This window comes from Belnapia rosea (assembly GCF_900101615.1).
Lineage (GTDB): Bacteria > Pseudomonadota > Alphaproteobacteria > Acetobacterales > Acetobacteraceae > Belnapia > Belnapia rosea.
The window spans coordinates 47,477-70,736 of the sequence record NZ_FMZX01000014.1; the positions used below are offsets into that span (position 1 = coordinate 47,477).

The window sequence follows — 23,260 nt, forward strand, 5'->3', positions numbered from 1 at the left end:
ATGCGCAACCTGCCCGGACTCCTCATGCTGGACGGCGCCGCCTGGCTGGCCTGGTCCGCCCTCGGCCGCCGGCGCCGGGCCCGGGATGCCGCGCGGCGCGGCGAGGCCCCGCCGCCCCTGCACCCCTCGCTCGAGCTGATGGGCGGCATCATGCCGCCGCTCGTCAATATCGGCCTCGCCATCGCCGGCGGGCAGGTGGCCTTCGCCTTCTGGCTGACGGGGGGCGCCGGCCTCTTCGGCCCGCTGGACCTCATCGGCTTCCTCGCCCTGCTCGCCGCCTATGCCTGGTGGCTCGGCATGAAGGCGCGCCACCGGCTACCGGCCTGACCCGCGCCAGCGCCGCCGCAGGTCGAACAGATGGGTGACCAGCGAGGCGGCGAGGGCGAGGGCGATCCAGCCCCACCAGGCCCGCGCCAGCGCCGCCCAGAGCGCCAGCATGAGGCAGGCACCCGGTGCCAGCAACAAGGCGATGTCGAGCGGCGGCAAGCCCCGCCCGCTGCGGCGCCGCAGCAGGAGCAGCACCGCCGCCTCCGCCAGCACGAAGCCGAGCAGCAGCGGCACGACATGCCCCTCCCCGACGAACCAGCCCATCCCGTCCCCGCCGCTGACCGGCGGGGAGGGTAGCGCCATTCAGTCCACGACGCGCCGGTAGAGATGCCAGGTGGCATGGCCCAGCAGCGGCATCACCACGGCGAGGCCGATGAAGGCCGGCAGGCTGCCGAGCACCAGCAGCGCCGCCACCAGCAGGCCCCAGATGGCCATCGTCACCGGATTGGCGAGGCAGGCGCGGATCGAGGTCTGGATCGCCGTGCCGATGCCGACATTGCGGTCCAGCAGCATCGGCACGGAGACCACGGTCAGCATCAGCACCGCGACCGCGAAGAGCAGGCCGACGCCATTGCCGATCAGGATCAGCCGCTGCCCTTCCGGCGTGCTGAAGGCCAGGTGCGCGAGCTCGGTCACGGAGGCGGGCGCGGTACCGATGGTCGCGGCGAAGATCGCCCGCGCGGCGAAGAGCCAGGCGACGAAGATCGCCATCACCAGCACGCCCATGGCGGCGATGGAGAAGACGGCCGGGCTGCGCAGCACGTCGAAGGCGTTGCGCCAGCTCGCCGGTTGCCCGGCCTCCCGCCGCCGGCTGATCTCGTAGAGCCCGACGGCCGCCACAGGCCCGACCAGCGAAAGGCCGGCGACCAGCGGGAAGAGCAGCGGCACCATGTCGCCGCCGCTCATCGCCCGCGCCGCCACCAGCCCGACCACGGGATAGAGCACGCAGAGGAAGGCGAGCTGGGTGGGGGTGGCAAGGAAGTCGTCGAGGCCACGCGCGAGCGCCTCCCGCAGGTCGGCGATGCCGATGCGTCGCACGGCAGGGGCCGTGTCGGTCGCATTGGCATGGGTCGTCCAGGCTTTGGCCATGGGGTGTCCTCCCGTTCAGCGACTCGTGATATATGAGTGCCATGGCATACGACGCAGCTTCACAGTGGCGCGAGGAGAGGCGAGGATGATGGAAGCGCTGGCGCAATTCGAATGGGCGCTGATCCTGCTGCTGGTCCTCGGCCTCGCGGTCTGGGAACTGCTCCGGCTGCGGCGCGAGCAGCGGCGGGACAGGGCTAGGTCCAGCGGCGCGGAATCCTGAACGGCAGCATCATCTGGACCGGCAGGGCGGCGAAGCGGTCGAGCGAGAGGCTCTCATGCACCGCGAGGGCCGGCTCGCCCAGCAGATGCGTCTCGATCACCGAGCGCGCATAGAAGGGCGCATCCTCCAGCACGCGCATCACCCGCGGCTGGTGGCCCGCATCCGCCCCGGTCGGCCGCACGATGCCCCAGCGCGTCCGCGGCAACAGGGCAGGGGGTGGCGGCGCCACCTCCTGCACGCTGCCGCGTCCATCGACGCGCAGCGCGAGCGACTGCCGCGTCCCGTCCCGCCGCTGCGCGTTGTAGAGGATGGCGGCACCCTCGCGCAGCGGCGCCCGGCACCAGTCCCAGTCCACGAAGTCGCGCTCCAGCGGCGAATCGCCGTCATTGGTGTCGAAATAGGCCGGGCCCGACCAGCGCAGCCCCGGGCTCTCCAGCGCCACCTCCGCCCGCGCCACCGCCGCGATCGGCTGCCAGCGATGCCGCCCCGCCGCATCCAGGGTGAAGCGCCGCGGGTTGATCCCCGCCGGCCGGATCCGCACCACGCCGCGCAGCCGCGAGGGGACCGGCGCCGTCACCTCCTCGATGCGGATGGTCAGCGTGGCGCCGTCCCAGTCGAGCGCGCTCGGCCCGATGCGCAGCTGCGCGTCGCCTCGCTGCACCGTGCCGCGTCCCCGCTCCGTCATCGCCCAGCGCCGCTTCCGGCCGTAGAGCGCGACATTCAGCCCGCAATGGTTCAGCGGGTCCGCCGGTCCCCGCCGCCGTGCCATCGCGTAGTAGGGCGAGAAGACGCTGCCGAGGAAGGCGATGATGGTCAGCCCGTGCTCCCCGTCGTCGCTCAGCGCGTCGACATACCACCAGGCATAGCCGTCCGGCCCGACCGGGCGGCCGAAGCCAGGTGCCCAAGCAGCTGCGCCGCCGCCAGCCGCCCCGACATCGCCGCCATCGGCACCCCAGGCCCCGGATGCACGCTGCCCCCCGCCAGGAACAGGCCTGGCAGCCGCGTCGCCGCCCCGGGCCGCCCGAAGCTGCTGGACCAGCCATGCAGGGACCTGCCGTAGAGCGCCCCACCGGTCGCCGGGAAGAGCCGTTCGAAGCCGAGCGGCGTCGTCAGCGTCACCGCCTCCGGCCGGCGGTCCACCCGCAGCCCGCAGCGCCGCAGCAGATCGAAGCTGGCTCTCTCGCATGATGCGATCTCCTCGCCGGTGAAGGGGCGCCGGTCGCCGATGGCGGGCGCGTTGGTCAGCACGAGCAGCCGCTCCGGCCCGTCCGGCCCGGCGCCCGCATCGTCGCGGTCCTGGGCGCAGACATAGACGGTGGGCTCCCCCGGCAGCCGCTCGCGCTCGAAGATGTCGCGGAACTCCGCCGCATAGTCCGCCGAGAAGAAGACGTTGTGGCGGGCGAGCGGAAAGCCCGATGTCCCCGCCTCCAGGCACCAGGTCATCGCCGACAGGCTGCGCTCCGGTGCCGGCTTCGGCACCGCCCGCCGCGCCGCGTCGCCGAGCAGCCCACCGGCCAGCGCCGCCAGGTCGGCATTCGCCACTACCGCATCGGCGGCGATGCGCTCGCCCCCTGCCAGCACCACGCCGGAGACGCGCCCGCCCCGCGCCTCGATCTCCGCAACCTCCGCCCCGTAGCGGAAGCGGGCGCCGTGCGCCTCGGCCAGCCGCGCCATCGCCAGGGCCAGCCGGTGCATCCCGCCCTCGACCAGCCAGACGCCTGCCTGCTCGACATGCGCCACCAGCATCAGCGTCGCCGGCGCGAGGAAGGGGGAGGAGCCGCAATAGGTCGCGTAGCGGCCGAAGAGCTGGCGCAGCCGGGGGTCGCGGAAATGCCGGCCCAGCTCCGCCCAGAGCGTGGCGAAGGGCGAGACGCCCCACATGTCGGTCAGCCCCCGCAGCCCCGCCCCGGCAGCCAGCGAGAGCGGCGTCGGCCGCGCCGCACGGATGAAGGGCCCCTCCAGCGTGCGGTAGATCTTCCGCGCCCGCTCGCAGAAGTCGCGGTAGCCGCGCGCCTCGGCCGCCCCCGCGAAGCGCCCGATCGCCTCCGCCGACTGTTCGGTATCGGCGAAGAGGTCCAGCCGCTCCCGCTCGCTCCAGGCGTGCCGCGCCAGCACCGAAACCGGGCGCAGGGCCAGGTGGTCGCCGAGCGCGGCGCCGGCCTCGGCGAAGAGCTCCTCGAAGACCCAGCGCATGGTGAAGACCGTCGGCCCGCCATCCATCCGCGCCGTGCCGGCGGCGACCTCGCGCATCTTCCCGCCCGGCGCCACCGCGCGCTCGAGCACCGTCACCTCGAGGCCGCGCGCGGCCAGCAGGACCGCCGTCGCCAGCCCGGCGACGCCGGCGCCGATCACCACCACCCGATGCCCGGTGTAAATTGTCGTTGACGCCATAGTCCAGAAGAGATGACAGTTTGGACTGACAATCAAGCCTTACATAAAAGCCGATGGGAGGCTGCCATGGACGCCGTCACGCGGATCGAACGGAGCCTCGATGCTGCCATCGCCCTGGCCGAAGGCCCCGGCAGCCCACCGCGCCTCGCCGCGGCCATGCGCTACGCCGTCTTTCCCCGTGGCGCCCGCATCCGCCCGCGCCTCTGCCTCGCCGTCGCCGGCGCCTGCGGCGACGACCGGCCGGGCCTCGCGGAATCCGCCGGTGCGGCGATCGAGCTGCTGCACTGCGCCTCCCTCGTGCATGACGACCTGCCCTGCTTCGACGACGCGGCGACGCGCCGCGGCAAGCCCAGCCTGCACCGCGCCTTCGGCGAGCCGCTCGCCGTGCTGGCCGGCGATGCGCTGATCGTCCTCGCCTTCCAGATCATGGCGCGGGCCGCCACCGAGGCGCCGGGCCGCCTCGGCCCGCTCATGCTGACCATCGGCGATTCGGTCGGCATGCCCGTCGGCATCGTCGCCGGCCAGGGCTGGGAGAGCGAGCCGCGCTGCGACCTCGCCGAGTACCAGCGGCAGAAGACCGGTTCCCTCTTCGCCGCCGCCACTGCCGCCGGGGCCGCCGCCGCCGGGGCCGAGCCAGGGGCCTGGCGCCTGCTTGGTGACCGCCTCGGCGAGGCCTACCAGGTCGCCGACGACATCCGCGACGCCGTCTCCGACGAGGCGGAACTCGGCAAGCCCATCGGCCAGGACGCGGCGCATCACCGCCCGAGCGCGGTGCTGCAGCTGGGCCTCCCCGGCGCCATCGCCCGGCTGGAAGGGCTCGCCGCCGATGCCGCCGCCGCCATCCCGCCCTGCCCGGGCGCCGAGGCGCTGCGCGCCGTCATCCTGCTCGAGACCCGCCGCCTGCTGCCGCGCAGCCTCGCCGTCCAGGCTGCCTAGCGCCGATGTCCGGCGCCGTGGCCCGGCCCGCTTCCCTGCTGGACCGGGCGCGGGACCTGCATGACCGGCTTCTCGCCAGCGCCCGCTTCCGCAGCCTGGCGACGCGCTTCCCGCTGACGCGCCCCGTCGCCCGCCGCCGCGTCCGCGCGCTCTTCGATCTCTGCGCCGGCTTCGTCTACTCGCAGGTCCTGCTCGCCTGCGTCCGCCTCCGCCTCTTCGAGATCCTGCGCGACGGGCCGGAGGAGGAGGGGCGCCTCGCCGCCCGCCTCGCCCTGCCGCCCGAATCCGCCGCCCGGCTCTTCGCTGCCGCCGCCTCGCTCGGCCTGCTCGCGCGCCGCCGCGGCCGGCGCTGGGGCCTTGGCCCGCTCGGCGCCGCCATGGTCGACAATCCCGGCGTCACCGCGATGGTCGAGCACCACGCCCTGGTCTATGGCGACCTCGCCGACCCGGTGGCCCTGCTGCGCCGCCCGCGCGGCGGCAACAGCCTCTCCGGTTACTGGCCCTATGCCGAGACGGCGGAGCCCGCCGCCCTCCGCCCCGACCAGGTCGCCGCGTATAGCGACCTCATGGCCGCCTCCCAGCCGATCATCGCGGAGGAGGTGCTGGCGGCCCATCCGCTCCGCCGCCATCGCTGCCTGCTGGATGTCGGGGGAGGGGATGGCAGCTTCCTCCGCGCCGCCGGCATGCGCCACGCGCATCTGCGGCTGATGCTGTTTGACCTGCCCGCCGTCGCCGAACGTGCCCGTGCACGCTTCGCCGCGGCCGGCATGGCCGGGCGCGCCGCCGCATTCGGTGGCGACTTCACCACCGGCCCGCTGCCGACAGGCGCCGACATCGTCAGCCTCGTCCGCGTCATCCACGATCATGACGACGAGCGCGCTCTCGCCATCCTCCGCGCCGCCCATGCCGCGCTGCCGCCCGGCGGCACGCTGCTGCTCGCCGAGCCCATGGCCGGCACGCCCGGCGCCGAGCCGATCGGCGAGGCCTATTTCGGCTTCTACCTTCTCGCCATGGGCACCGGCCGCGCCCGCAGCGTGGCGGAGCTCGAAGCCCTGCTGCGCCGCGCCGGATTCACCGCACCCCGCCTGCACCCGACACGCACGCCGCTGCTCATCCGGGTGATGACGGCAAACGCTGTCGTAATTGCTTGACAGTCTATTGTGTAAGTTTAATCTGACAGTAACCAAAGGGCAGGGAGGCTGGTCGATGGACACCATGGCAGTCCTGCTCGAGGAACCGGAGCACCTGATGCTCCGCCGCCTCGACCTCACACCGCCTGGCGACGAGGACGTCGTCGTCGATATCGAATGGAGCGGCATCAGCACCGGCACCGAGCGCCTGCTCTGGAGCGGCCGGATGCCAAGCTTCCCCGGCATGGGCTACCCGTTGGTCCCCGGTTACGAGTCGGTCGGCCGCATCGCGCAAGCCGGCCCGCTCTCCGGGCGCCGCCCCGGCCAGCGCGTCTTCGTCCCCGGTGCCCGCTGCTTCGGCCCCGTGCGCGGCCTGTTCGGCGGCGCCGCCCGTCGCCTCGTCGTTGCCGGCGAGAAGACCGTCCCCGTCGCCTCCTCCCTCCGCGAGAACGCGGTGCTGCTGGCCCTCGCCGCCACCGCCCACCACGCGACCGCCGGCGCCGCGCAGCCGGAGCTGATCATCGGCCACGGCGTCCTCGGCCGGCTGCTGGCCCGCCTCGCCCTCGCCGCCGGCGCCGCCCCGCCCACGGTGTGGGAGAGCAACCCCGCCCGCCGCTCCGGCGCCGAGGGCTACCCCGTCCTCGACCCGTCAGCGGACCCGCGGCGCGACTACCGCAGCATCGTCGATGCCAGCGGCGACAGCGCCCTGCTCGACACGCTGATCGCCCGCCTCGCCCCGGGCGGCGAGATCGTGCTGGCCGGCTTCTACGCCGCCCCGCTCTCCTTCAGCTTCCCGCCCGCCTTCATGCGCGAGGCCCGCCTCCGCATCGCTGCCGAGTGGCGCGCGCCCGACCTCGCCGCGGTGACGGCGCTGATCGCCGAAGGCCGCCTCTCCCTCGACGGCCTCATCACCCACCGGGAGGCCGCGCCACAGGCCGCCTCCGCCTACCGCACCGCCTTCACCGATGCGTCCTGCCTCAAGATGGTCCTGGATTGGAGCGAGTGTTCATGAACGCATCCGTCGGCAAGCCCAACTCGGCCCAACCGCAGGCAAGCATGCAGGACGCGCTCCGCGCCGAGGCCGCGCAGGAACCGGACGCGCCGCATACCGGCCCGGTCAAGCGCGAGACGCAGATCATCGCCATCTACGGCAAGGGCGGCATCGGCAAGTCCTTCACCCTGGCAAACCTCTCATACATGATGGCGCAGCAGGGCAAGCGCGTGCTGCTCATCGGCTGCGACCCGAAGTCGGACACCACCAGCCTGCTCTTCGGCGGCCGCGCCTGCCCGACCATCATCGAGACCTCGTCGAAGAAGAAGCTGGCCGGAGAGGCCGTGCAGATCGGCGATGTCTGCTTCAAGCGCGACGGCGTCTACGCCATGGAGCTCGGCGGCCCCGAAGTCGGCCGCGGCTGCGGCGGGCGCGGCATCATCCACGGCTTCGAGCTGCTGGAGAAGCTCGGCTTCCACCAGTGGGACTTCGACTACGTCCTGCTCGACTTCCTCGGCGACGTGGTCTGCGGCGGCTTCGGCCTGCCGATCGCCCGCGACATGTGCCAGAAGGTCATTGTCGTCGGCTCCAACGACCTGCAGAGCCTCTACGTCGCCAACAATGTCTGCTCGGCGGTCGACTATTTCCGCCGCCTCGGCGGCAATGTCGGCGTCGCTGGCCTCGTCATCAACAAGGATGACGGCACCGGCGAGGCGCAGGCCTTCGCCGAGGCGGTTGGCATCCCCGTCCTCTCGGCCATCCCGGCCGATGACGACATCCGCCGCAAGTCGGCCAATTACGAGATCGTCGGCATGCCCGGCAGCCCCTGGGCCTCGGTCTTCGAGACCCTGGCCGAACAGGTGGCGACGGCCCCGCCCGTCCGCCCGAACCCGCTCACGCACGAGACCCTGCTTGGCCTCTTCAAGGGCGATGCGGTTGGCCGCGGCGTGGTGCTGAACCCGGCGACGATGGAGGACATGTGCGGCTCGGCCCTGGTCGAGAAGCCATCCCTCGAAGTCGTCTACGAGGGCAGCTGAGCATGGCCGAGGGCGCATCCTGCCACGGCGGCCGCGAGACGATGCAGGCGGCCGCCCGCGCCGCCGGCAAGTCGGATGCGCTCGACCGGCTGATGGTGGACTACCCGCGCGGCCCGCATGACCAGCCGCAGAGCATGTGCCCCGCCTTCGGCTCCCTCCGTGTGGGCCTGCGGATGCGCCGCGTGGCGACGATCCTCTCCGGCTCGGCCTGCTGCGTCTACGGCCTCACCTTCACCAGCCATTTCTACGGCGCCCGCCGCAGCGTCGGCTACGTGCCCTTCAACTCCGAGACGCTGGTTACCGGCAAGCTCTTCGAGGACATCCGCGACGCCGTCCACGCCACCGCGAAGCCCGACGAGCTGGACGCCATCATCGTCATCAACCTCTGCGTCCCGACCGCCTCCGGCGTCCCGCTCGACCTGCTGCCGAAGCAGATCGACGGCGTCCGCGTCATCGGCATCGACGTGCCCGGCTTCGGCGTCCCGACCCATGCCGAGGCGAAGGACGTCCTCGCCGGCGCCATGCTCCGCTATGCCCGCCACGAGGCCGAGGCCGGCCCCGTCGCCCGCCCCACCTCCCTGGTCGAGGGCGAGCCGACCGTCGCCCTGATCGGCGAACTCTTCCCCGCCGACCCCATGGGCATCGCCGCCCTGCTGGCCCCGATGGGCCTCGCCGTCGCGCCGCAGACGCCCGCCCGCGAATGGCGCGACCTCTACGCCGCGCTCGACTGCGAGGTCGCCGCCGCCACCCACCCCTTCTACACCGCGAGCATCCGCGAATTCGCCGCCGCCGGCCGCCCCATCGTCGGCTCCGGCCCCGTCGGCCTCGACGGCACCGAGGCCTGGCTGCAAGGCATCGGCCGCGCCGCCGGCCTGCCGCAGTCCCGCATCGACCTGGCGAAGTCCCGCGCCCTCCCGGCGATCCAGGCCGCCCTCGCCGCCGCACCGATCCGCGCCCGCATCACCGTCTCCGGCTACGAAGGCTCCGAACTTCTCGTCGCCCGCCTGCTGACCGAAGCCGGCGCCGAAGTGCCCTATGTCGGCACCGCCTGCCCGCGCACCGAATGGTCCGAGGCCGACCGCGCCTGGCTCGCCGCCCGCGGCACCCATGTCGAGTACCGCGCCAGCCTCGAGCAGGACATGGCCGCCATGACCGAGGTCCGCCCCGACCTCGCCCTCGGCACCACGCCGCTCGTGCAGAAGGCGAAGGAGATGGCCATCCCCGCCCTCTACTTCACCAACATGGTCTCCGCCCGGCCGCTCTTCGGCCCCGCCGGCGCCGCCTCCATGGCCGCCATCGTCGCCGCGCAGACCCGGGGCCGCGAGCGCTTCTCCCGCATGGTGAGCTTCTTCGAGGGCGTCGGCACGCCCGATCGCGCCGGCTACGGCTTCCGGGCGAAGCCGGAGGAGCCCGCCGGCTTCCGCGACCGCCAGCGCAAGCTGCGCGCCGCCAAGCTCAAGGCCGACGAAGCGGTGGGGAGCTAGCGCGATGCTCGTCCTCGACCACGACCGCGCCGGCGGCTACTGGGGCGCCGTCTATGCCTTCAGCGCCGTGCGCGGCCTGCGCACCGTGATCGACGGCCCTGTCGGCTGCGAGAACCTCCCCGTCACCGCCGTCCTCCACTACACGGATGCGCTGCCGCCGCATGAGCTGCCCGTGGTGGTGACCGGCCTCGACGAGGAGGCCCTCTCCCAGACCGGCACCGAGGGCCCGATGAAGCGCGCCGCCGCCACTGGCGATGCCGACCTCCCCGCCGTCGTCGTCACCGGCAGCATCGCCGAGATGATCGGCGGCGGCGTGACGCCGGAGGGCAGCAACCTCCGCCGCTTCATCCCCCGCACCATCGACGAGGACCAGTGGCAGGCCGCCGACCGCGCCATCAACTGGCTCTGGACGGAGTTCGGCGCGAAGAAGGTCCGGCCCCGCAAGCGCGCCGAGGGCAGCCCGCCCCGCGTCAACCTCGTCGGCCCGATCTACGGCACCTTCAACATGCCCTCCGACCTCGCCGAGATCCGGCGCCTGGTCGAAGGCATCGGCTGCGAGGTCAACCTCACCTTCCCGCTCGGCAGCCATGTGGACGACATCGCCCGCCTGCCGGATGCGGACGTCAACATCTGCCTCTACCGCGAATTCGGCCGCAAGCTCTGCGAAACGCTGGAGCGGCCCTACCTGATGGCCCCTATCGGCCTCTTCGCCACCACCAATTTCCTCCGCAAGCTCGGCGAGCTGACCGGCCTCGACCCGGAGCCCTTCATCGAGCGCGAGAAGCACACGACGATCAAGCCGGTCTGGGACCTCTGGCGCAGCGTCACCCAGGACTTCTACGCCACGGCCAGCTTCGCCGTCGTCGCCACCGAGACCTATGCGCGCGGCCTCCGCCGCTTCCTCGAGGAGGAGATGGGCATCCCCTGCGCCTTCTCCTTCGCCCGCCAGCCGGGGATGAAGACCGACAACGCCGCGGTGCGAGCGGCCGTCCACAAGACGCCGCACCTCGTCCTCTTCGGCTCCACCAACGAGCGGATGTATGCGGCCGAGGCCAAGGCCCGCAGCACCTATATCCCCGCCAGCTTCCCCGGCGCCATCATCCGGCGCGCCACCGGCACGCCCTTCATGGGCTATGCCGGCGCGACCTACCTCATCCAGGAATACTGCAACGCGCTGTTCGACGCGCTCTTCCACATCCTGCCCCTCGGCACGGACCTGGACCGGGTGGCGCCGACCCCCGCCCGCCCCGCCGAGCCGTGGGAGCCGGAGGCGCAGGCCCTGCTCGAGGCGCATCTCGAGACCGAGCCCTTCCTGCTCCGCATCTCGGCCGCCAAGCGCCTGCGCGACCGCGCCGAGCGCGAGGCGCGGGAGGCGGCCGAGCCCCGCGTCACCGCCGCCCGCCTCGCCGGCCTCCTACGGGATCTTGCCGGGAGCCGCGTCGCGTGAGCGCCCACCCTTCCATCGCCGCGCGCCCATCCTGCGCCGCGTCCAGTCGTGCGTGGCGGGCCCCGCCGCGCCGGTCCCTGCCGCGCGGGAGTTGCGCGGTAACGGCCGCAAGGCCGCCATCACGGAGGACATCGAGATGGCCGGTACCGATCTGCGAGATGGCTCGCTGACGGGGCTGACGGAGAACGAGGCGAAGGAATTCCACGGAATCTTCGTCACGAGCTTCATCATCTTCACCGTCATCGCCATCGTCGCCCATTTCCTGGTCTGGCAATGGCGCCCCTGGCTCCCCGGGCCGCGCGGCTACACGCAGTCGATGATCGACGGCGCGACGTCGCTCGCCAGCTACATCACCTGAGGGGAGGGCAGAACACATGTGGCGCATCTGGCTGCTGTTCGATCCGCGTCGCGCGCTGATCGGGCTCTTCACCTTCCTCCTCGTGCTCGCGCTGGTGATCCACTTCATCCTGCTCAGCACGAACCGCTTCAACTGGATCGAGGGTCCCCGCCCGCAGGCGATGATCACCGACACCATCAGTTCGGTCGTATAGCGCGATCGCCCCGGCGACGGACGAGGCCAGCCCTCGCCCGCCGCCAACCTTGCCGCAACGAGGCTGCCCGCACGGACCGCCTCCCCATCCGGGGTATCCACCATGGCGATGCTCAGCTTTGAGAGGAAATACCGCGTCCGCGGCGGCACCCTGATCGGGGGCGATCTCTTCGACTTCTGGGTCGGGCCCTTCTATGTCGGCTTCTTCGGCGTCACGACGATCTTCTGCACCCTCGTCGGCACGCTGATGATCTTCTACGGCGCCGCCATCGGCGGCACCTGGAACCCGTGGACGATCAACATCGCCCCGCCCGACCTGAAATACGGCCTCGGCCTCGCGCCGCTGAAGGATGGCGGGATCTGGCAGATCGTCACGGTCTGCGCCCTCGGCGCCTTCGTCTCCTGGGCGCTGCGCCAGGCGGAGATCGCGCGGAAGCTTGGCATAGGCTACCACATCCCCGTCGCCTACGGCATGGCGGTCTTCGCCTACTTCACCCTGGTGGTGATCCGCCCGGTGCTGATGGGCGCCTGGGGCCATGGCTTCCCCTACGGCATCCTCAGCCATCTCGATTGGGTGTCGAACACCGGCTACCAGTACCTGCACTTCCACTACAACCCGGCGCACATGCTCGCGGTGACCTTCTTCTTCACCACGACGCTCGCCCTGTCGCTGCATGGCGCGCTGGTGCTCTCGGCCATCAACCCGCCCAAGGGCGAGGACGTGAAGACGGCGGAGCACGAGAACACCTTCTTCCGCGACACCATCGGCTATTCCATCGGCACGCTCGGCATCCACCGCCTCGGCCTGTTCCTGGCGCTCTCCGCCGGCTTCTGGAGCGCCGTCTGCATCGTCATCTCCGGCCCCTTCTGGACCCATGGCTGGCCGCAATGGTGGAGCTGGTGGCTCAACCTGCCGATCTGGAGCTGATGCCCGAACAAGGAGGAGGAACGTCCCCATGGCGGAATACCAGAACATCTTCACCCGCGTGCAGGTCCGCGGCCCGGCCTATGCCGGCGTGCCGCTCGCCCGCGGCAGCAGCCCGCGCGACGGCCGGCCCAATTTCGCCTATATCCTCGGCTGGCTCGGCGACGCGCAGGTCGGCCCGATCTATCTCGGCTGGCTCGGCATCCTCTCGCTCGGCTTCGGCTTCGCCGCCTTCGAGATCATCGGCCTCAACATGCTGGCCTCGGTGAACTGGGACCCGGTGCAGTTCATCCGCCAGCTGCCCTGGCTGGCGCTGGAGCCGCCATCGCCCGCCTATGGCCTGCACATCCCGCCGCTGGCGGAGGGCGGCTGGTGGCTGCTGGCCGGCCTGTTCCTCACCACCTCCATCCTGCTCTGGTGGGCCCGCACCTACCGCCGCGCCCGCCAGCTCGGCCTCGGCAGCCATGTGCCCTGGGCCTTCGCCGCCGCGATCTGGCTGTACCTGGTGCTCGGCTTCATCCGCCCGCTGCTGATGGGCTCCTGGTCCGAGGCGGTGCCCTTCGGCATCTTCCCGCACCTGGATTGGACCGCGGCCTTCTCCATCCGCTACGGCAACCTCTTCTACAACCCCTTCCACATGCTCTCGATCGTCTTCCTCTACGGCTCGACGCTGCTCTTCGCCATGCATGGCGCGACCATCCTCGCCGCCGGCCGCTTCGGCTCCGAGCGCGAGGTGGAGCAGGTGATCGACCGCGGCACGGCCGTCGAGCGCTGCGCCATCTTCTGGCGCTGGACCATGGGCTTCAACGCCACCTTCGAGAGCGTCCATCGCTGGGCCTGGTGGTTCGCCGTGCTCTGCCCGCTGACGGGCGGCATCGGCATCCTGCTCACCGGCACGGTGGTCGACAACTGGTACCTCTGGGGCGTCAAGCACGGCATCGCCCCGGCCTACCCGGACGTGTTCCGGGCCATGCCCGACCCGCTGCTGGGAGCACCGCAATGAGCTTCTCCCTGAAACTCGGTGCGGTCCTCGCCGGGCTGCTCGGCCTCGCGGTGATCCTGCTCACCTTCGAGCGCCCGCCGGTGGATACGGTGCAGACCGGCTTCCGCGGCGTGGCCCTGGGTACGGTATCGAACCCACGCCTCACCCCGGCCCTGGCCGCGGCCAACCAGGTCCCCAACACCCTGCCGCGGGTGCCCTCGGTCGGGCCCCGTGCCGGGCAGGCCTATCAGAACGTGCAGGTGCTGGGTGAGCTCGGCGTTGCCGAGTTCGCCCGTACCATGGCGGCGATGACGGCCTGGGTCTCGCCCCAGCAGGGCTGCGGCTATTGCCATAACACCGCGAACATGGCCTCCGACGAGGTCTATACCAAGGTCGTCGCCCGGCGGATGCTGCAGATGGTGGCCCGCATCAACGCGGAATGGAAACCCCATGTCGCCGAGACCGGGGTCACCTGCTACACCTGCCACCGCGGCAACCCGGTCCCGCTGAATGTCTGGGCCGAGAATCCGGGCCCGATGCGCGCCGGCGGCTTCTCCGCCTCCTCCAACGGCCAGAACCTGGCCTCGCCCGTCGTCGGCGACAGCTCGCTGCCCTACGACCCCTTCAGCCGCTATCTGGACCAGGCCAGCAACATCCGGGTCCAGACGCCGGACCCGCTGCCGGCGGCCAACCCGCAGACCATCAAGGATGCGGAGTTCACCTATGGGCTGATGATGCACTTCTCCCAGGCGCTCGGGGTGAATTGCACCACCTGCCACAACAGCCGCGCCTTCTCGGCCTGGGACCAGAGCGCCCCGCAACGGACCAGTGCCTGGCACGGCATCCGTATGGTGCGGGATATCAACCATAACTTCATCGACCCGCTGCAACCGATCTGGGCCGCGAATCCGAACGGTCCGGCCAGCGGCCCGCACCGGCCGCGCCTCGGCCCGCAGGAGGACGCGCTGAAGGTGAACTGCACCACCTGCCACCAGGGGGTGAACAAGCCGCTCAACGGCGTCTCCATGCTGCGGGACTATCCGGAACTGGGCCGGATCACCCGCATCGACGCGCCGCCGCCCATCCGGCAGTAGCGCCCGCCCGCCCCGGCCGGCATCGCCCCTTGGCGGGGGCGATGCCGGCCTTGGCATGTTTGGCGGCCGGGACGGGTTGCGGGTCCCGCCGCTTCGGCTATATGCATCCTGGCCTTGCGCCCCGCGCACCATCTAGCGCGGCCCACCGTCCGTTGCTGCTCCGAGGACGTCACCGCCTATGAATTCGCTCGAGCTGAACAAGGTCTTCGCCGCGGTGCTTACGGCCGGGATCACCTTCATGGTGGCCGGCCAGGTGGGCAAGCTGCTGGTGCATGGCGAAAAGCCGCATGAAAGCGCCATCCGCATCGGCGACCCGACCGGCGGCGCCCCCAGCGCGGCCCCGGCCGCCGCCCCGCAGGCCGAGCCGATCTCGGGCCTGCTCGCCAGTGCCGATGTCGCGGCCGGCCAGCAGCTCGCCCAGCGCAATTGCGGCGCCTGCCACAGCTTCGACCAGGGCGGCCGCAGCGGCATCGGCCCCAACCTCTACAACGTGGTCGGCGCGCCGCATGGCCATGTCGAGGGCTTCAACTACTCGGCCGCGCTCAAGGGCAAGCAGGGTCCCTGGGACTACGAGGAGCTGAACCACTGGCTCTACAAGCCCTCCTCCTATGCGCCCGGCACCCGCATGGCCTTCGCCGGCCTGGCCAACACCCAGCAGCGGGCGAATGTGGTTGCCTATCTGCGCAGCCTCTCGCCCAACCCGAAGCCGCTGCCCCCGGCCGGCGCGGCCGCGGCGCCGGCCGCCGCGCCTGCCGCTGCCGCCGCAGCCCCGGCTGCGGCCCCGGCCCCGGCAGGTGGCGCCCCCGCGGCGCCGGCCGCCGCCTCGGCCGATCTGCCGCCCATCGCCCCGCTGCTGGCCAATGCCAATGTGGAGAATGGCGCGGCGGTCTCCCGCCGCCTCTGCGCCGTCTGCCACACCTTCAATGAGGGTGGCCGCAACGGTGTCGGCCCCAACCTCTATGACGTGGTGGGCAAGCCGCACGGCCATCTGGCGAGCTTCAACTACTCGGCGGCGCTCAAGGGCAAGCAGGGCCCCTGGAACTACGAGGAGCTGAACCGCTGGCTCCACAAGCCGACCACCTACGCGCCCGGCACCCGCATGGCCTTCGCCGGCGTCGCCAAGGCGGAGGACCGCGCCGACGTGATCGCCTATCTGCGCAGCTTGTCGGCCAACCCGCAGCCGCTGCCCTGATCGGGTAGCCGGGGCTGGGCCGGGTTACCGGCTCAGCTCCCGCGTCATCGCCTCGATCCCGCCGAGGGTCAGCGGGAACATCCGATTCTCCATCAGCTGCCGCACCAGCCCGATCGAATGGGTGCGGCCCCAGGCCGCCTCAGGCATCGGGTTCAGCCAAGCGCTGCGACGGAAATGTCCGGTCAGCCGGCCCATCCAGGCACTCCCGGCCTCCTCGTTCCAGTGCTCGACGCTGCCCCCGGGCTGGATGATCTCATAGGGGCTCATGCTGGCATCGCCGACAAAGACGGCCTTGTAGTCCGGCCCGTATTTCCGCAGCACCTCGAAGGTCGAGACCTCGCTCTCCCGCCGTCGCCGATTGTTCGTCCATAGCCGCTCATAGGGGCAGTTGTGGAAGTAGAAATGCTCGAGATGCTTGAACTCCGCCCGGGCGGCGGAGAACAGCTCGGCGGAGATCTTCACCCAGTCATCCATCGATCCGCCGATATCGAGGAAGAGCAGCACCTTCACCGTATTGTGCCGCTCCGGCACCATCTTCAGGTCGAGCGACCCGGCATTGTTGGCGGTCGAGCGGATGGTGTCCGGCAGGTCGAGCTCCGTCGCCGCCCCCTGCCGCGCGAAGCGCCGCAGCCGCCTGAGCGCCAGCTTGATGTTGCGGGTCCCGATCTCGACCGAATCGTCCAGGTCACGGAACTCGCGCCGGTCCCAGACCTTCACCGCCCGCCGGTGCCGGCTCTCCTCCTGCCCGATCCGCACGCCTTCCGGGTTGTAGCCATGGGCGCCGAAGGGCGAGGTCCCGGCCGTGCCGATCCATTTGCTGCCGCCCTGGTGCCGCCCCTTCTGCTCGGCCAGCCGCTGCTTCAGCATCTCCATCAGCTTGTCGAAGCCGCCGGCGGCCTCGATGGCGGCCCGCTCCTCCTCGGTCAGCAGCTTCTCCGCCATCTTGCGGAGCCACTCATCCGGCAGCGTCCGGGCCAGGTCGCCCTCCGGCGGCTCCAGCCCCTTGAACACCTCGCCGAAGACGCGGTCGAAGCGGTCCAGGTGGCGCTCGTCCTTCACCAGCGTCGCGCGGCTCAGGTGGTAGAAGTCATCGACGCTGTAGTCGGCGACGCCCTCCTTCATCCCGCGCAGCAGGGTGAGGTATTCGGTGATGCTCGCGGGGATGCCCGCCCCGCGCAGCGCGACGATGAAATGCGCCAGCATGCGGCTACCTCTGGCGGCGGGAGAGGAAGGCCAGCCGCTCGAACAGGTGCACGTCCTGCTCGTTCTTGAGCAATGCGCCATGCAGCGGCGGGATCGCGGTCTTCGGGTCCTGGCTGCGCAGCACCTCGGGCGGCAGGTCCTCGATCATCAGCAGCTTCAGCCAGTCGAGCAGCTCGCTCGTCGCCGGCTTCTTCTTCAGCTCCGTCACGCCGCGCACCTGGAAGAAGACGTTCAGCGCCTCGCGCGCCAGCTCCTGCTTGATGTCGGGGAAATGCGCCTGGACGATCTGCTCCATCGTCTCCCGGTCGGGGAAGCGGATGTAGTGGAAGAAGCAGCGGCGCAGGAAGGCGTCCGGCAGCTCCTTCTCGTTGTTCGAGGTGATGATGACGATCGGCCGGTGCCGCGCCACCACCGTCTCCTTCGTCTCGTAGACGAAGAACTGCATCCGATCGAGCTCGAGCAGCAGGTCGTTCGGGAATTCGATATCGGCCTTGTCGATCTCGTCGATCAGCAGGACATGCTGCTGGTCGGCGGTGAAGGCCTCCCACAGCTTGCCCCGCACGATGTAATTCGAGATGTCGTGCACGCGCTCGTCGCCGAGCTGCCCGTCGCGCAGGCGCGAGACGGCATCGTATTCATAGAGCCCCTGCTGCGCCTTGGTCGTGCTCTTGATGTGCCACTCGATCAGCGGCAGGCCGAGCGCCTTCGCCACCTCATGCGCCAGCACCGTCTTGCCGGTGCCGGGCTCGCCCTTCACCAGCAGCGGCCGCTGCAGCGCGACGGCGGCGTTGACGGCGACCTCCAGGTCGCGCGACGCGATGTAATTCTCGGTGCTCCTGAACCCGGCCACGCCTGCCCCCTATCCATCTCTTGCGGGAAAGGTGGCCTCTCGCCTGGCATCGGGCAAGCTATCTTCCGCCCGGTCCAACGGAGCCCCACCATGCCTGAAGCCTCCCCCTCCGATACGGCGGCGCATCGCTGGTTCGGCCGCACGGCCCGCGACCTCGGCCCCGCCGAGCGCCTGGTGCTGACCGCCGCGCATCAGCGCAGCGTCATCAGCCGCAATGTCGGCCGGGACTTCGACGGGGAGCTCACCTTCGGCCAGCGGCTGGCCGACAAGGTCGCCGAATTCGGCGGCTCCTGGGCCTTCATCGCCAGCTTCGGCCTTTTCCTGCTGGCCTGGACGGTGGTGAACGCCCTGCTGCCGCGGCCCTTCGACACCTATCCCTATATCTTCCTCAACCTGCTGCTCTCGATGATCGCCGCCATCCAGGCCCCCATCATCATGATGAGCCAGAACCGCCAGGCCGCGCGGGACCGGCTGGACGCCGCGCATGACTACGAGGTGAACCTCAAGGCCGAGATCGAGATCATGGCCCTGCACGAGAAGCTGGACCAGCTCCGCACGCGGGAGATCGAGGCGCTGCTGGCCCGCCAGCAGGACCAGATCGATCTGCTGACCCGGCTGCTGGCCGAGGGCCGCAGGCCTACCGACGCCTGACAGGCGGCGCGGGACGGCGGCGCCTCGCCTCTCCTTTCGTGGGCAGGACGCCGGAACGGAGGGGCGGATCTAGGCGGCCTCCCGCTCCTCCCGCAGCGCGTAATGCGTCGCGCGGGCGTCGAAGCGGCTGAGCACCTCGCGCGCGCTCGCCGGCACATAGGCCGCCTCCCCGTCCTCGCCGGCGAATGCCGTCACGGCCTCCGGCCCGCTGAACCACATCGCCGTCATGAACTCGACCTCGCCCTCCAGCGCGCGACGGCAGAGCGCGATGCGCAGGAAACCGGGGATGCGCCGGGCGAGGATGCCGGGGAAGATCTCCGTCCTCAGCAGGGTCTCGTAGCGGTCGGCCAGGGCCGGAGTGGTCCAGCCATGCCATAGGCGCAGGATCATCGGTGCCTCCTTCTTCGTGGCACAAGGATTCCATGGCAGGCCGGGGAATGTCCTTGCGTTTCCTGCCCTCCAGGCGCCTGTGGAAGGCAAGGCATTGCGCCCGGGGCATCTCCCTTGGCAGCATGTGCCCATGGAGCTGGACCGCACCGATCGCCGCATCCTCGCCGCCCTGCAGGAGGAGGGACGCCTGACCAATGTCGAACTGGCCGAGCGCATCGCCCTCTCGCCCTCGCCCTGCCTCCGCCGGGTGAAGCGGCTGGAGGCGGCCGGCATCCTCCGCGGCTACCGGGCAGTGCTTGCGCGGGAAGCCGTCGGGCTCGGCCTGACCGTCTTCGTCGAGATCAAGGTCGAGCGGCATTCGCGCGAGAATGCGGCGGCGCTGCAGGAGGCGCTGGCGGCCATGCCGGAGGTGGTGGCCTGCCACATGGTCTCCGGCACCGCCGATTTCCTCGCCGAGATCGTCGTGGCGGATCTGCGCGCCTATGAGGCGCTGCTGACCGAGCGCCTGCTGACGCTGCCGATGATCGCCGATATCCGCTCCAACATGTCGCTGCGCCGCATCAAGTCCGACACGCCGCTGCCGCTGCCTAGCGCCTGACCCGCCTCAGCCGGCGTCGATCATGGTGCGGATGCGCTCGACGAGCTCGTCCATGGCGAAGGGCTTCGTCATCAGCTCGGTCCCCGTCTCCAGCCGGTCCTGGCCAAGCATCGCGTCATAGGCGTAGCCGGTGATGAACAGCACCTTCAGCCCGGGCCGCATCTGCCGCGCCGCATCGGCCAGCTGCCGTCCGTTCAGGCCGGGCAGCCCGACATCGGTGACGAGGAGGTCGATGCGCGCACCGGATTGCAGGATGCCGAGGCCAGCCGGGCCATCCGCCGCCTCCAGCGCGGCATAGCCCAGCTCCTCCAGCGCCTCGAGGACCAGCATGCGCACCGCCGGCTCGTCCTCGACGATCAGCACGGTCTCGCCGGCATCGGCGCGTGGCGCCCGCAACGGCCGCACCTCGGCCTCGGCCGTCTCGAGGCTGCCGCGGTGGCGCGGCAGGTAGAGCCTGAAGCAGGTGCCCTGGCCGGGCTCGCTGAAGATCCGCACATGCCCGCCGGATTGCCGGACGAAGCCATAGAGCATGGAAAGCCCGAGCCCGGTCCCCTGGCCGAGCGGCTTGGTGGTGAAGAAGGGCTCGAAGGCGCGCTCCAGCACCTCGGGCGGCATGCCCGTGCCGGTATCGCTGACGCCGATGGCGACATAGTCGCCCGGCCGCACCTCGCCGCCCTGGGCGCGGGCATAGGCCGCGTCGAGCTGCGCATTCGCCGTCTCGATCATCAGCCGGCCACCCTCGGGCATCGCATCGCGCGCGTTGATGGCGAGGTTGAGGATGGCGTTCTCGAGCTGATTCGGGTCGCAGAGCGTGGGCCACAGCTCCGGCGCCAGCGTCATCTCGAGGCTGATGGCGGGGCCGAGCGTGCGCCGCAGCAACTCCTCCATGCTGCCGACGAGGCGGTTCGCCTCGACCGGCCGCGGGTCGAGCGGCTGGCGGCGGGCGAAGGCGAGCAGGCGCTGGGTCAGGGCGGCCGCGCGCTGGGCCGAGGCCATCGCCACGCCCGTATAGCGGTCGAGCCCCTCGGTGCGTCCCGCCTCCACCCGGCGCTGCAGCAGCGCCAGCGCGCCCACGATGCCGGTCAGCAGGTTGTTGAAGTCATGCGCGATGCCGCCGGTGAGCTGCCCGACCGCCTCCATCTTCTGCGCCTGGCGCAGCTGCTCCTCCAGGGTGCGCTGGCGCGTGATGTCGCGGGCGCTGCCGAGCACCAGGCGGCTGCCGCCCTCCGCATCGCCCATCGGCACCAGGATGACATCGACGATCCGGCGCTCGCCCTCGACGTCATAGCTGCATTCATAGGTGACCTTGCGGTCCTGCTCGACGCAGCTGCGGTAGCGCTCGGCGGTCTTCTGCGCGACCTCCGCCGGCATCACCTCCTCCGCCCGCCGGCCGATGACCTCCTCGGCGCGGAGGCCGGTGAAGCGCTCGGCGGTCGGGTTCAGCGCCTCGAACAGCCCCACCCCATCGGGCTGGACGCGGATGAGGAAGACGAGGTCGGGCGAACTCTCGAAATAGGTGCGGAAGCGCGCCTCGCTGGCAGCGAGCTGCGCGGTGCGCTCCGCCACGCGCCGCTCGAGGGTCTCGTTCAGCCGGCGCAGCTCCGCCTCGGCATGCTTGGCGGCCGAGATATCGACATTGCAACCCGTGTAGCCGAGGAAGCGCCCGCTGTCGTCGAGGCGGGCGACGCCCTCGCAGCGCAGCCAGCGCAGCTGCCCCTCACGGGCGGTGACCCGGACCTCGGCCTGGAAGGGACGGCGCGCCTGGAAGGCGGCGAAGAAGGCGCATTCAAAGGCCGGCAGATCCTCCGGCAGGATGGTGTTGCGCCAGCCGGTGCCCAGCATCTCCATCGCGGGGCGGCCGAAGAGATGGTCGTAATGCATGTTGGCGAAGACGAACCGGCCCTGGTCGTCCGTCATCCAGATCAGGGCCGGCGCGCTGTCGGCCATGTGGCGGAAGCGCGCCTCGCTCTCGCGCAGCGAGATCTCGACCTGGACCCGCTCGATGGCGGAGGCGGCGAATTGCGCCAGCTGCACGACGATGGACTCGTCCACCTCGTCGAATTCGCCATCGATCTTGTCCGAGAGCTCGATGAGGCCGAGATGGCGCCCGTCATTCCCGATCAGCGGCGCCGCGAGCCAGCCGCGCATCGGGGGGCGCTCGCCGGCACCCGCATCGGGTCCGGGCCAGCCGGGATGCGCCTCGATCTCGCCTTGGGTCATCCGCGCCGGGCGGTTGATCTCGCCGATCCAGGCCTGGATGCCGGGCCGGTCGGCCGGCTGGGCGTCGGCACGCCAGGCGGCGTACTTGTCCGAGAGGGACAGGGCGCTGATCGCCCGGGACCGGTCATCCGCCTGGCTCAGGCTGCAGGCCGATTGATGAGCCCCGACGATGCTCCGGGCGGCATCGGTGATCGCCTGCAACGTCGCCGGCAAGCTCGGGGCGCGCATGACCGTGCGCGCCGCCTCGGTGAGCGCCTTCATCTGCTCCAGGCGGCGCGCCTGGATGCGCTCCGCTTGGTCATGATCCATCGGTTGAAGGTTCCCTAGGTGAATCGGCCGGGTCGATGCGGGCAGGCGAGCTTCGGGCGATCGGGGCAGGGCCGGTGGTGGCCATGGCCGGGATCGGGCCAGCCCTGCGCAACGGGCGGTTGCTGGCGCGGCCAGGCTGGCGGGTCAGCCTTGTAGAACAAACTCCAGCCGGATGGAATCATCCCATCGGGTGTTGTTGCGCGCCCGGCCGCCATCTGGCGGCCGGGCGCGGAGCCTCAGGTCTTGGCGAGCCCCGCCGCCTTCATCGCATCGCCGAGCGAGGCATCGGCCGTCGCCAGCGCCTGTCCCGCGCCGGCGCCGTCGGCATAGACGAGGCCGAAGCCGCGGGCATTCATGAAGTCCTGGTACTCCTTGGAGTCGAAGACCTTCTTCAGCGCCGGCTCCATCGCCGCCTTCACCGCGGCCGGCAGGTTGGCCGGCCCGGCGATGATCCGCATGGCGCCGGCGGTGACGTCGATGCCCATCGTCTCCTTCAGCGTCGGGATGTTGGCGAAGGCCGAAAGCCGCTCCGGCGCCATCACCGCGAGGCTGCGCGCCCGCCCGGCATCGAGCATCGCCCGCGCCTCGGGCACCGAGCAGGTGGTGAAGTCGAGCCCGCCCGCGGCCAGATCCTGCATCGCCGGCGCCGCGCCGTTGGAGGGCACCCAGCGCACATGGTCCGCCTTCAGCCCCATGGCGCCCAGCCAGCTCGCCAGCGCCAGGTGCCAGATGCCGCCCTGGCCCGTGCCGCTCGCCTTGAACTTGCCCGCCGGGCTCGCCTTGATCGCATCCGCCAGCTGCTGGACGTTCTGGTAGGCCGAGCTGGCATTCACCTGGATGCCCGGCGGGTCGTTGTTGAGCTGCCCGAGCGGCGTGAAGTTCTTGTAGGTGACCTCCGTCAGCCCCTGCCAGTGCAGCATGCAGATCTCGGAGGTGATGATGCCGAGCGTGTAGCCGTCCGGCGAGGCCTGGGCGATGGCGGTATGCCCCACCACGCCGGAGCCGCCGGTGCGGTTCACCACGTTGAAGGGCTGGCCCAGCTCCCGCTCCAGCAGGGTCGCCGCGATGCGCAGCACCGCATCGGTGCCGCCGCCCGCCGCCCAGGGGCAGAGCATCTGCACCGGCCGCGCCGGCCAGCGCGGCTGGGCGAGGGCAGGGGAAGCGAGCGGGGCGGCGAGCAGGGCGGCGCCGGCCCCGAGCAGGCCGCGGCGGTCGATCGTCGTCATGGTGTTTCCTCCGGCATC

Annotated in this window: 25 protein-coding genes; 16 read left to right on the plus strand and 9 right to left on the minus strand. The window is 71.1% G+C overall.

Translation table 11 applies throughout. The features are described 5' to 3' along the window. Positions 1-327 (plus strand): hypothetical protein, encoded by a 327-nt coding sequence (locus tag BLR02_RS19620; protein WP_090664347.1) that lies wholly within the window; start codon positions 1-3, stop codon positions 325-327. Here BLR02_RS19620 and BLR02_RS19625 read toward each other — a convergent pair. Then, the gene (locus BLR02_RS19625; RefSeq protein WP_218127997.1) at positions 316-630 is read right to left on the minus strand and encodes a hypothetical protein; all 315 of its coding nucleotides are present in this window, start codon (positions 628-630) and stop codon (positions 316-318) included. The two genes, BLR02_RS19620 and BLR02_RS19625, sit on opposite strands and share 12 nt — an antisense overlap. Then, on the minus strand, positions 631-1,416 hold the full coding sequence (locus BLR02_RS19630) for a DUF2189 domain-containing protein (protein WP_090664349.1): 786 nt from the start codon (positions 1,414-1,416) through the stop codon (positions 631-633). An 85-nt stretch (positions 1,417-1,501) separates the two neighbouring features. Here BLR02_RS19630 and BLR02_RS30905 point away from each other — a divergent pair, with 85 nt between their 5' ends. Next, positions 1,502-1,636, plus strand: a complete 135-nt coding sequence (locus BLR02_RS30905; protein WP_256336962.1) for a hypothetical protein — start codon at positions 1,502-1,504, stop codon at positions 1,634-1,636. On the opposite strand, the gene BLR02_RS19635 is transcribed toward BLR02_RS30905, so the two are convergent. Further along, positions 1,611-2,405 carry a carotenoid 1,2-hydratase gene (locus tag BLR02_RS19635; RefSeq protein WP_218127998.1) on the minus strand — a complete coding sequence of 265 codons (795 nt, stop codon included), beginning with the start codon at positions 2,403-2,405 and terminating at the stop codon, positions 1,611-1,613. The two genes, BLR02_RS30905 and BLR02_RS19635, sit on opposite strands and share 26 nt — an antisense overlap. 68 nt (positions 2,406-2,473) lie before the next feature. After that, complete coding sequence (gene crtD / locus BLR02_RS19640) at positions 2,474-4,027, minus strand: 1-hydroxycarotenoid 3,4-desaturase CrtD (RefSeq protein ID WP_090664350.1); 1,554 nt, start codon at positions 4,025-4,027, stop codon at positions 2,474-2,476. A 66-nt stretch (positions 4,028-4,093) separates the two neighbouring features. On the opposite strand from crtD, the gene BLR02_RS19645 reads away from it, so the two are divergent. From BLR02_RS19645 to BLR02_RS30535, 12 genes are all read left to right on the plus strand, one after another. Next, on the plus strand, positions 4,094-4,963 hold the full coding sequence (locus BLR02_RS19645; protein ID WP_090567216.1) for a polyprenyl synthetase family protein: 870 nt from the start codon (positions 4,094-4,096) through the stop codon (positions 4,961-4,963). A 5-nt stretch (positions 4,964-4,968) separates the two neighbouring features. Next, positions 4,969-6,114: a methyltransferase gene (locus tag BLR02_RS19650; protein ID WP_090664351.1), complete on the plus strand. Its 1,146-nt coding sequence runs from the start codon at positions 4,969-4,971 to the stop codon at positions 6,112-6,114. 55 nt (positions 6,115-6,169) lie between these two features. After that, positions 6,170-7,105, plus strand: coding sequence for a chlorophyll synthesis pathway protein BchC (gene bchC / locus BLR02_RS19655; RefSeq protein WP_090664352.1), 936 nt, complete (start codon positions 6,170-6,172; stop codon positions 7,103-7,105). Then, positions 7,102-8,121, plus strand: a complete 1,020-nt coding sequence (locus BLR02_RS19660) for a chlorophyllide a reductase iron protein subunit X (RefSeq protein ID WP_090664353.1) — start codon at positions 7,102-7,104, stop codon at positions 8,119-8,121. Before bchC ends, BLR02_RS19660 begins: the two co-directional genes overlap by 4 nt. 2 nt (positions 8,122-8,123) lie before the next feature. Then, complete coding sequence (bchY, locus tag BLR02_RS19665) at positions 8,124-9,605, plus strand: chlorophyllide a reductase subunit Y (RefSeq protein WP_090664354.1); 1,482 nt, start codon at positions 8,124-8,126, stop codon at positions 9,603-9,605. Positions 9,606-9,609: 4 nt separating this feature from the next. Next, complete coding sequence (gene bchZ, locus BLR02_RS19670; protein WP_090664355.1) at positions 9,610-11,052, plus strand: chlorophyllide a reductase subunit Z; 1,443 nt, start codon at positions 9,610-9,612, stop codon at positions 11,050-11,052. Between the two features lie 52 nt (positions 11,053-11,104). Further along, the gene (pufB, locus tag BLR02_RS19675) at positions 11,105-11,410 is read left to right on the plus strand and encodes a light-harvesting antenna LH1, beta subunit (protein ID WP_342670586.1); all 306 of its coding nucleotides are present in this window, start codon (positions 11,105-11,107) and stop codon (positions 11,408-11,410) included. 16 nt (positions 11,411-11,426) lie between these two features. Then, positions 11,427-11,603: a light-harvesting antenna LH1, alpha subunit gene (gene pufA / locus BLR02_RS19680; protein WP_090567233.1), complete on the plus strand. Its 177-nt coding sequence runs from the start codon at positions 11,427-11,429 to the stop codon at positions 11,601-11,603. 102 nt (positions 11,604-11,705) lie between these two features. Beyond that, positions 11,706-12,530, plus strand: coding sequence for a photosynthetic reaction center subunit L (gene pufL / locus BLR02_RS19685; RefSeq protein ID WP_090664356.1), 825 nt, complete (start codon positions 11,706-11,708; stop codon positions 12,528-12,530). A 28-nt stretch (positions 12,531-12,558) separates the two neighbouring features. After that, entirely contained in the window at positions 12,559-13,530 is a 972-nt protein-coding gene (pufM, locus tag BLR02_RS19690; protein WP_090567239.1) for a photosynthetic reaction center subunit M, read from the plus strand. Then, complete coding sequence (pufC, locus tag BLR02_RS19695; RefSeq protein ID WP_090664357.1) at positions 13,527-14,603, plus strand: photosynthetic reaction center cytochrome PufC; 1,077 nt, start codon at positions 13,527-13,529, stop codon at positions 14,601-14,603. The genes pufM and pufC overlap by 4 nt, the downstream gene beginning before the upstream one ends. Before the next feature lie 178 nt (positions 14,604-14,781). After that, complete coding sequence (locus BLR02_RS30535; protein WP_090664358.1) at positions 14,782-15,795, plus strand: c-type cytochrome; 1,014 nt, start codon at positions 14,782-14,784, stop codon at positions 15,793-15,795. 24 nt (positions 15,796-15,819) lie between these two features. Here BLR02_RS30535 and BLR02_RS19705 read toward each other — a convergent pair whose 3' ends face one another. Beyond that, positions 15,820-16,998, minus strand: a complete 1,179-nt coding sequence (locus tag BLR02_RS19705; RefSeq protein ID WP_090664359.1) for a vWA domain-containing protein — start codon at positions 16,996-16,998, stop codon at positions 15,820-15,822. A gap of 4 nt (positions 16,999-17,002) precedes the next feature. Next, positions 17,003-17,848, minus strand: coding sequence for an AAA family ATPase (locus tag BLR02_RS19710; RefSeq protein WP_090567248.1), 846 nt, complete (start codon positions 17,846-17,848; stop codon positions 17,003-17,005). Between the two features lie 90 nt (positions 17,849-17,938). Here BLR02_RS19710 and BLR02_RS19715 point away from each other — a divergent pair, with 90 nt between their 5' ends. Next, the gene (locus BLR02_RS19715; protein ID WP_090664360.1) at positions 17,939-18,499 is read left to right on the plus strand and encodes a DUF1003 domain-containing protein; all 561 of its coding nucleotides are present in this window, start codon (positions 17,939-17,941) and stop codon (positions 18,497-18,499) included. A 69-nt stretch (positions 18,500-18,568) separates the two neighbouring features. On the opposite strand, the gene BLR02_RS19720 is transcribed toward BLR02_RS19715, so the two are convergent. Then, positions 18,569-18,889, minus strand: a complete 321-nt coding sequence (locus BLR02_RS19720) for an antibiotic biosynthesis monooxygenase (protein WP_090567254.1) — start codon at positions 18,887-18,889, stop codon at positions 18,569-18,571. Positions 18,890-19,019: 130 nt separating this feature from the next. On the opposite strand from BLR02_RS19720, the gene BLR02_RS19725 reads away from it, so the two are divergent. Then, complete coding sequence (locus tag BLR02_RS19725; protein WP_245704865.1) at positions 19,020-19,487, plus strand: Lrp/AsnC family transcriptional regulator; 468 nt, start codon at positions 19,020-19,022, stop codon at positions 19,485-19,487. A 6-nt stretch (positions 19,488-19,493) separates the two neighbouring features. Here BLR02_RS19725 and BLR02_RS19730 read toward each other — a convergent pair whose 3' ends face one another. Together BLR02_RS19730 and BLR02_RS19735 are read right to left on the minus strand one after the other, a co-directional pair. Next, complete coding sequence (locus tag BLR02_RS19730; protein ID WP_090664361.1) at positions 19,494-22,016, minus strand: PAS domain S-box protein; 2,523 nt, start codon at positions 22,014-22,016, stop codon at positions 19,494-19,496. A gap of 236 nt (positions 22,017-22,252) precedes the next feature. Beyond that, positions 22,253-23,242 carry a tripartite tricarboxylate transporter substrate binding protein gene (locus tag BLR02_RS19735; protein ID WP_090567261.1) on the minus strand — a complete coding sequence of 330 codons (990 nt, stop codon included), beginning with the start codon at positions 23,240-23,242 and terminating at the stop codon, positions 22,253-22,255. Positions 23,243-23,260: the final 18 nt, after the last annotated feature.

Bases quoted from the DNA above. Each gene is read 5' to 3' on its own strand.
- BLR02_RS19705 (WP_090664359.1), bottom strand. From the start codon at position 16,998: ATGCTGGCGCATTTCATCGTCGCGCTGCGCGGGGCGGGCATCCCCGCG.
- crtD (WP_090664350.1), bottom strand. From the start codon at position 4,027: ATGGCGTCAACGACAATTTACACCGGGCATCGGGTGGTGGTGATCGGC.
- pufC (WP_090664357.1), top strand. From the start codon at position 13,527: ATGAGCTTCTCCCTGAAACTCGGTGCGGTCCTCGCCGGGCTGCTCGGC.
- pufA (WP_090567233.1), top strand. From the start codon at position 11,427: ATGTGGCGCATCTGGCTGCTGTTCGATCCGCGTCGCGCGCTGATCGGG.
- BLR02_RS19635 (WP_218127998.1), bottom strand. From the start codon at position 2,405: ATGGCACGGCGGCGGGGACCGGCGGACCCGCTGAACCATTGCGGGCTG.
- pufM (WP_090567239.1), top strand. From the start codon at position 12,559: ATGGCGGAATACCAGAACATCTTCACCCGCGTGCAGGTCCGCGGCCCG.
- BLR02_RS19630 (WP_090664349.1), bottom strand. From the start codon at position 1,416: ATGGCCAAAGCCTGGACGACCCATGCCAATGCGACCGACACGGCCCCT.
- BLR02_RS19660 (WP_090664353.1), top strand. From the start codon at position 7,102: ATGAACGCATCCGTCGGCAAGCCCAACTCGGCCCAACCGCAGGCAAGC.
- BLR02_RS19725 (WP_245704865.1), top strand. From the start codon at position 19,020: ATGGAGCTGGACCGCACCGATCGCCGCATCCTCGCCGCCCTGCAGGAG.
- BLR02_RS19715 (WP_090664360.1), top strand. From the start codon at position 17,939: ATGCCTGAAGCCTCCCCCTCCGATACGGCGGCGCATCGCTGGTTCGGC.
- pufL (WP_090664356.1), top strand. From the start codon at position 11,706: ATGGCGATGCTCAGCTTTGAGAGGAAATACCGCGTCCGCGGCGGCACC.
- BLR02_RS30905 (WP_256336962.1), top strand. From the start codon at position 1,502: ATGATGGAAGCGCTGGCGCAATTCGAATGGGCGCTGATCCTGCTGCTG.
- BLR02_RS19625 (WP_218127997.1), bottom strand. From the start codon at position 630: ATGGCGCTACCCTCCCCGCCGGTCAGCGGCGGGGACGGGATGGGCTGG.
- BLR02_RS19620 (WP_090664347.1), top strand. From the start codon at position 1: ATGCGCAACCTGCCCGGACTCCTCATGCTGGACGGCGCCGCCTGGCTG.
- BLR02_RS19730 (WP_090664361.1), bottom strand. From the start codon at position 22,016: ATGGATCATGACCAAGCGGAGCGCATCCAGGCGCGCCGCCTGGAGCAG.
- BLR02_RS19720 (WP_090567254.1), bottom strand. From the start codon at position 18,889: ATGATCCTGCGCCTATGGCATGGCTGGACCACTCCGGCCCTGGCCGAC.
- bchC (WP_090664352.1), top strand. From the start codon at position 6,170: ATGGACACCATGGCAGTCCTGCTCGAGGAACCGGAGCACCTGATGCTC.
- BLR02_RS19735 (WP_090567261.1), bottom strand. From the start codon at position 23,242: ATGACGACGATCGACCGCCGCGGCCTGCTCGGGGCCGGCGCCGCCCTG.
- BLR02_RS19645 (WP_090567216.1), top strand. From the start codon at position 4,094: ATGGACGCCGTCACGCGGATCGAACGGAGCCTCGATGCTGCCATCGCC.
- BLR02_RS19650 (WP_090664351.1), top strand. From the start codon at position 4,969: ATGTCCGGCGCCGTGGCCCGGCCCGCTTCCCTGCTGGACCGGGCGCGG.
- BLR02_RS30535 (WP_090664358.1), top strand. From the start codon at position 14,782: ATGAATTCGCTCGAGCTGAACAAGGTCTTCGCCGCGGTGCTTACGGCC.
- bchZ (WP_090664355.1), top strand. From the start codon at position 9,610: ATGCTCGTCCTCGACCACGACCGCGCCGGCGGCTACTGGGGCGCCGTC.
- bchY (WP_090664354.1), top strand. From the start codon at position 8,124: ATGGCCGAGGGCGCATCCTGCCACGGCGGCCGCGAGACGATGCAGGCG.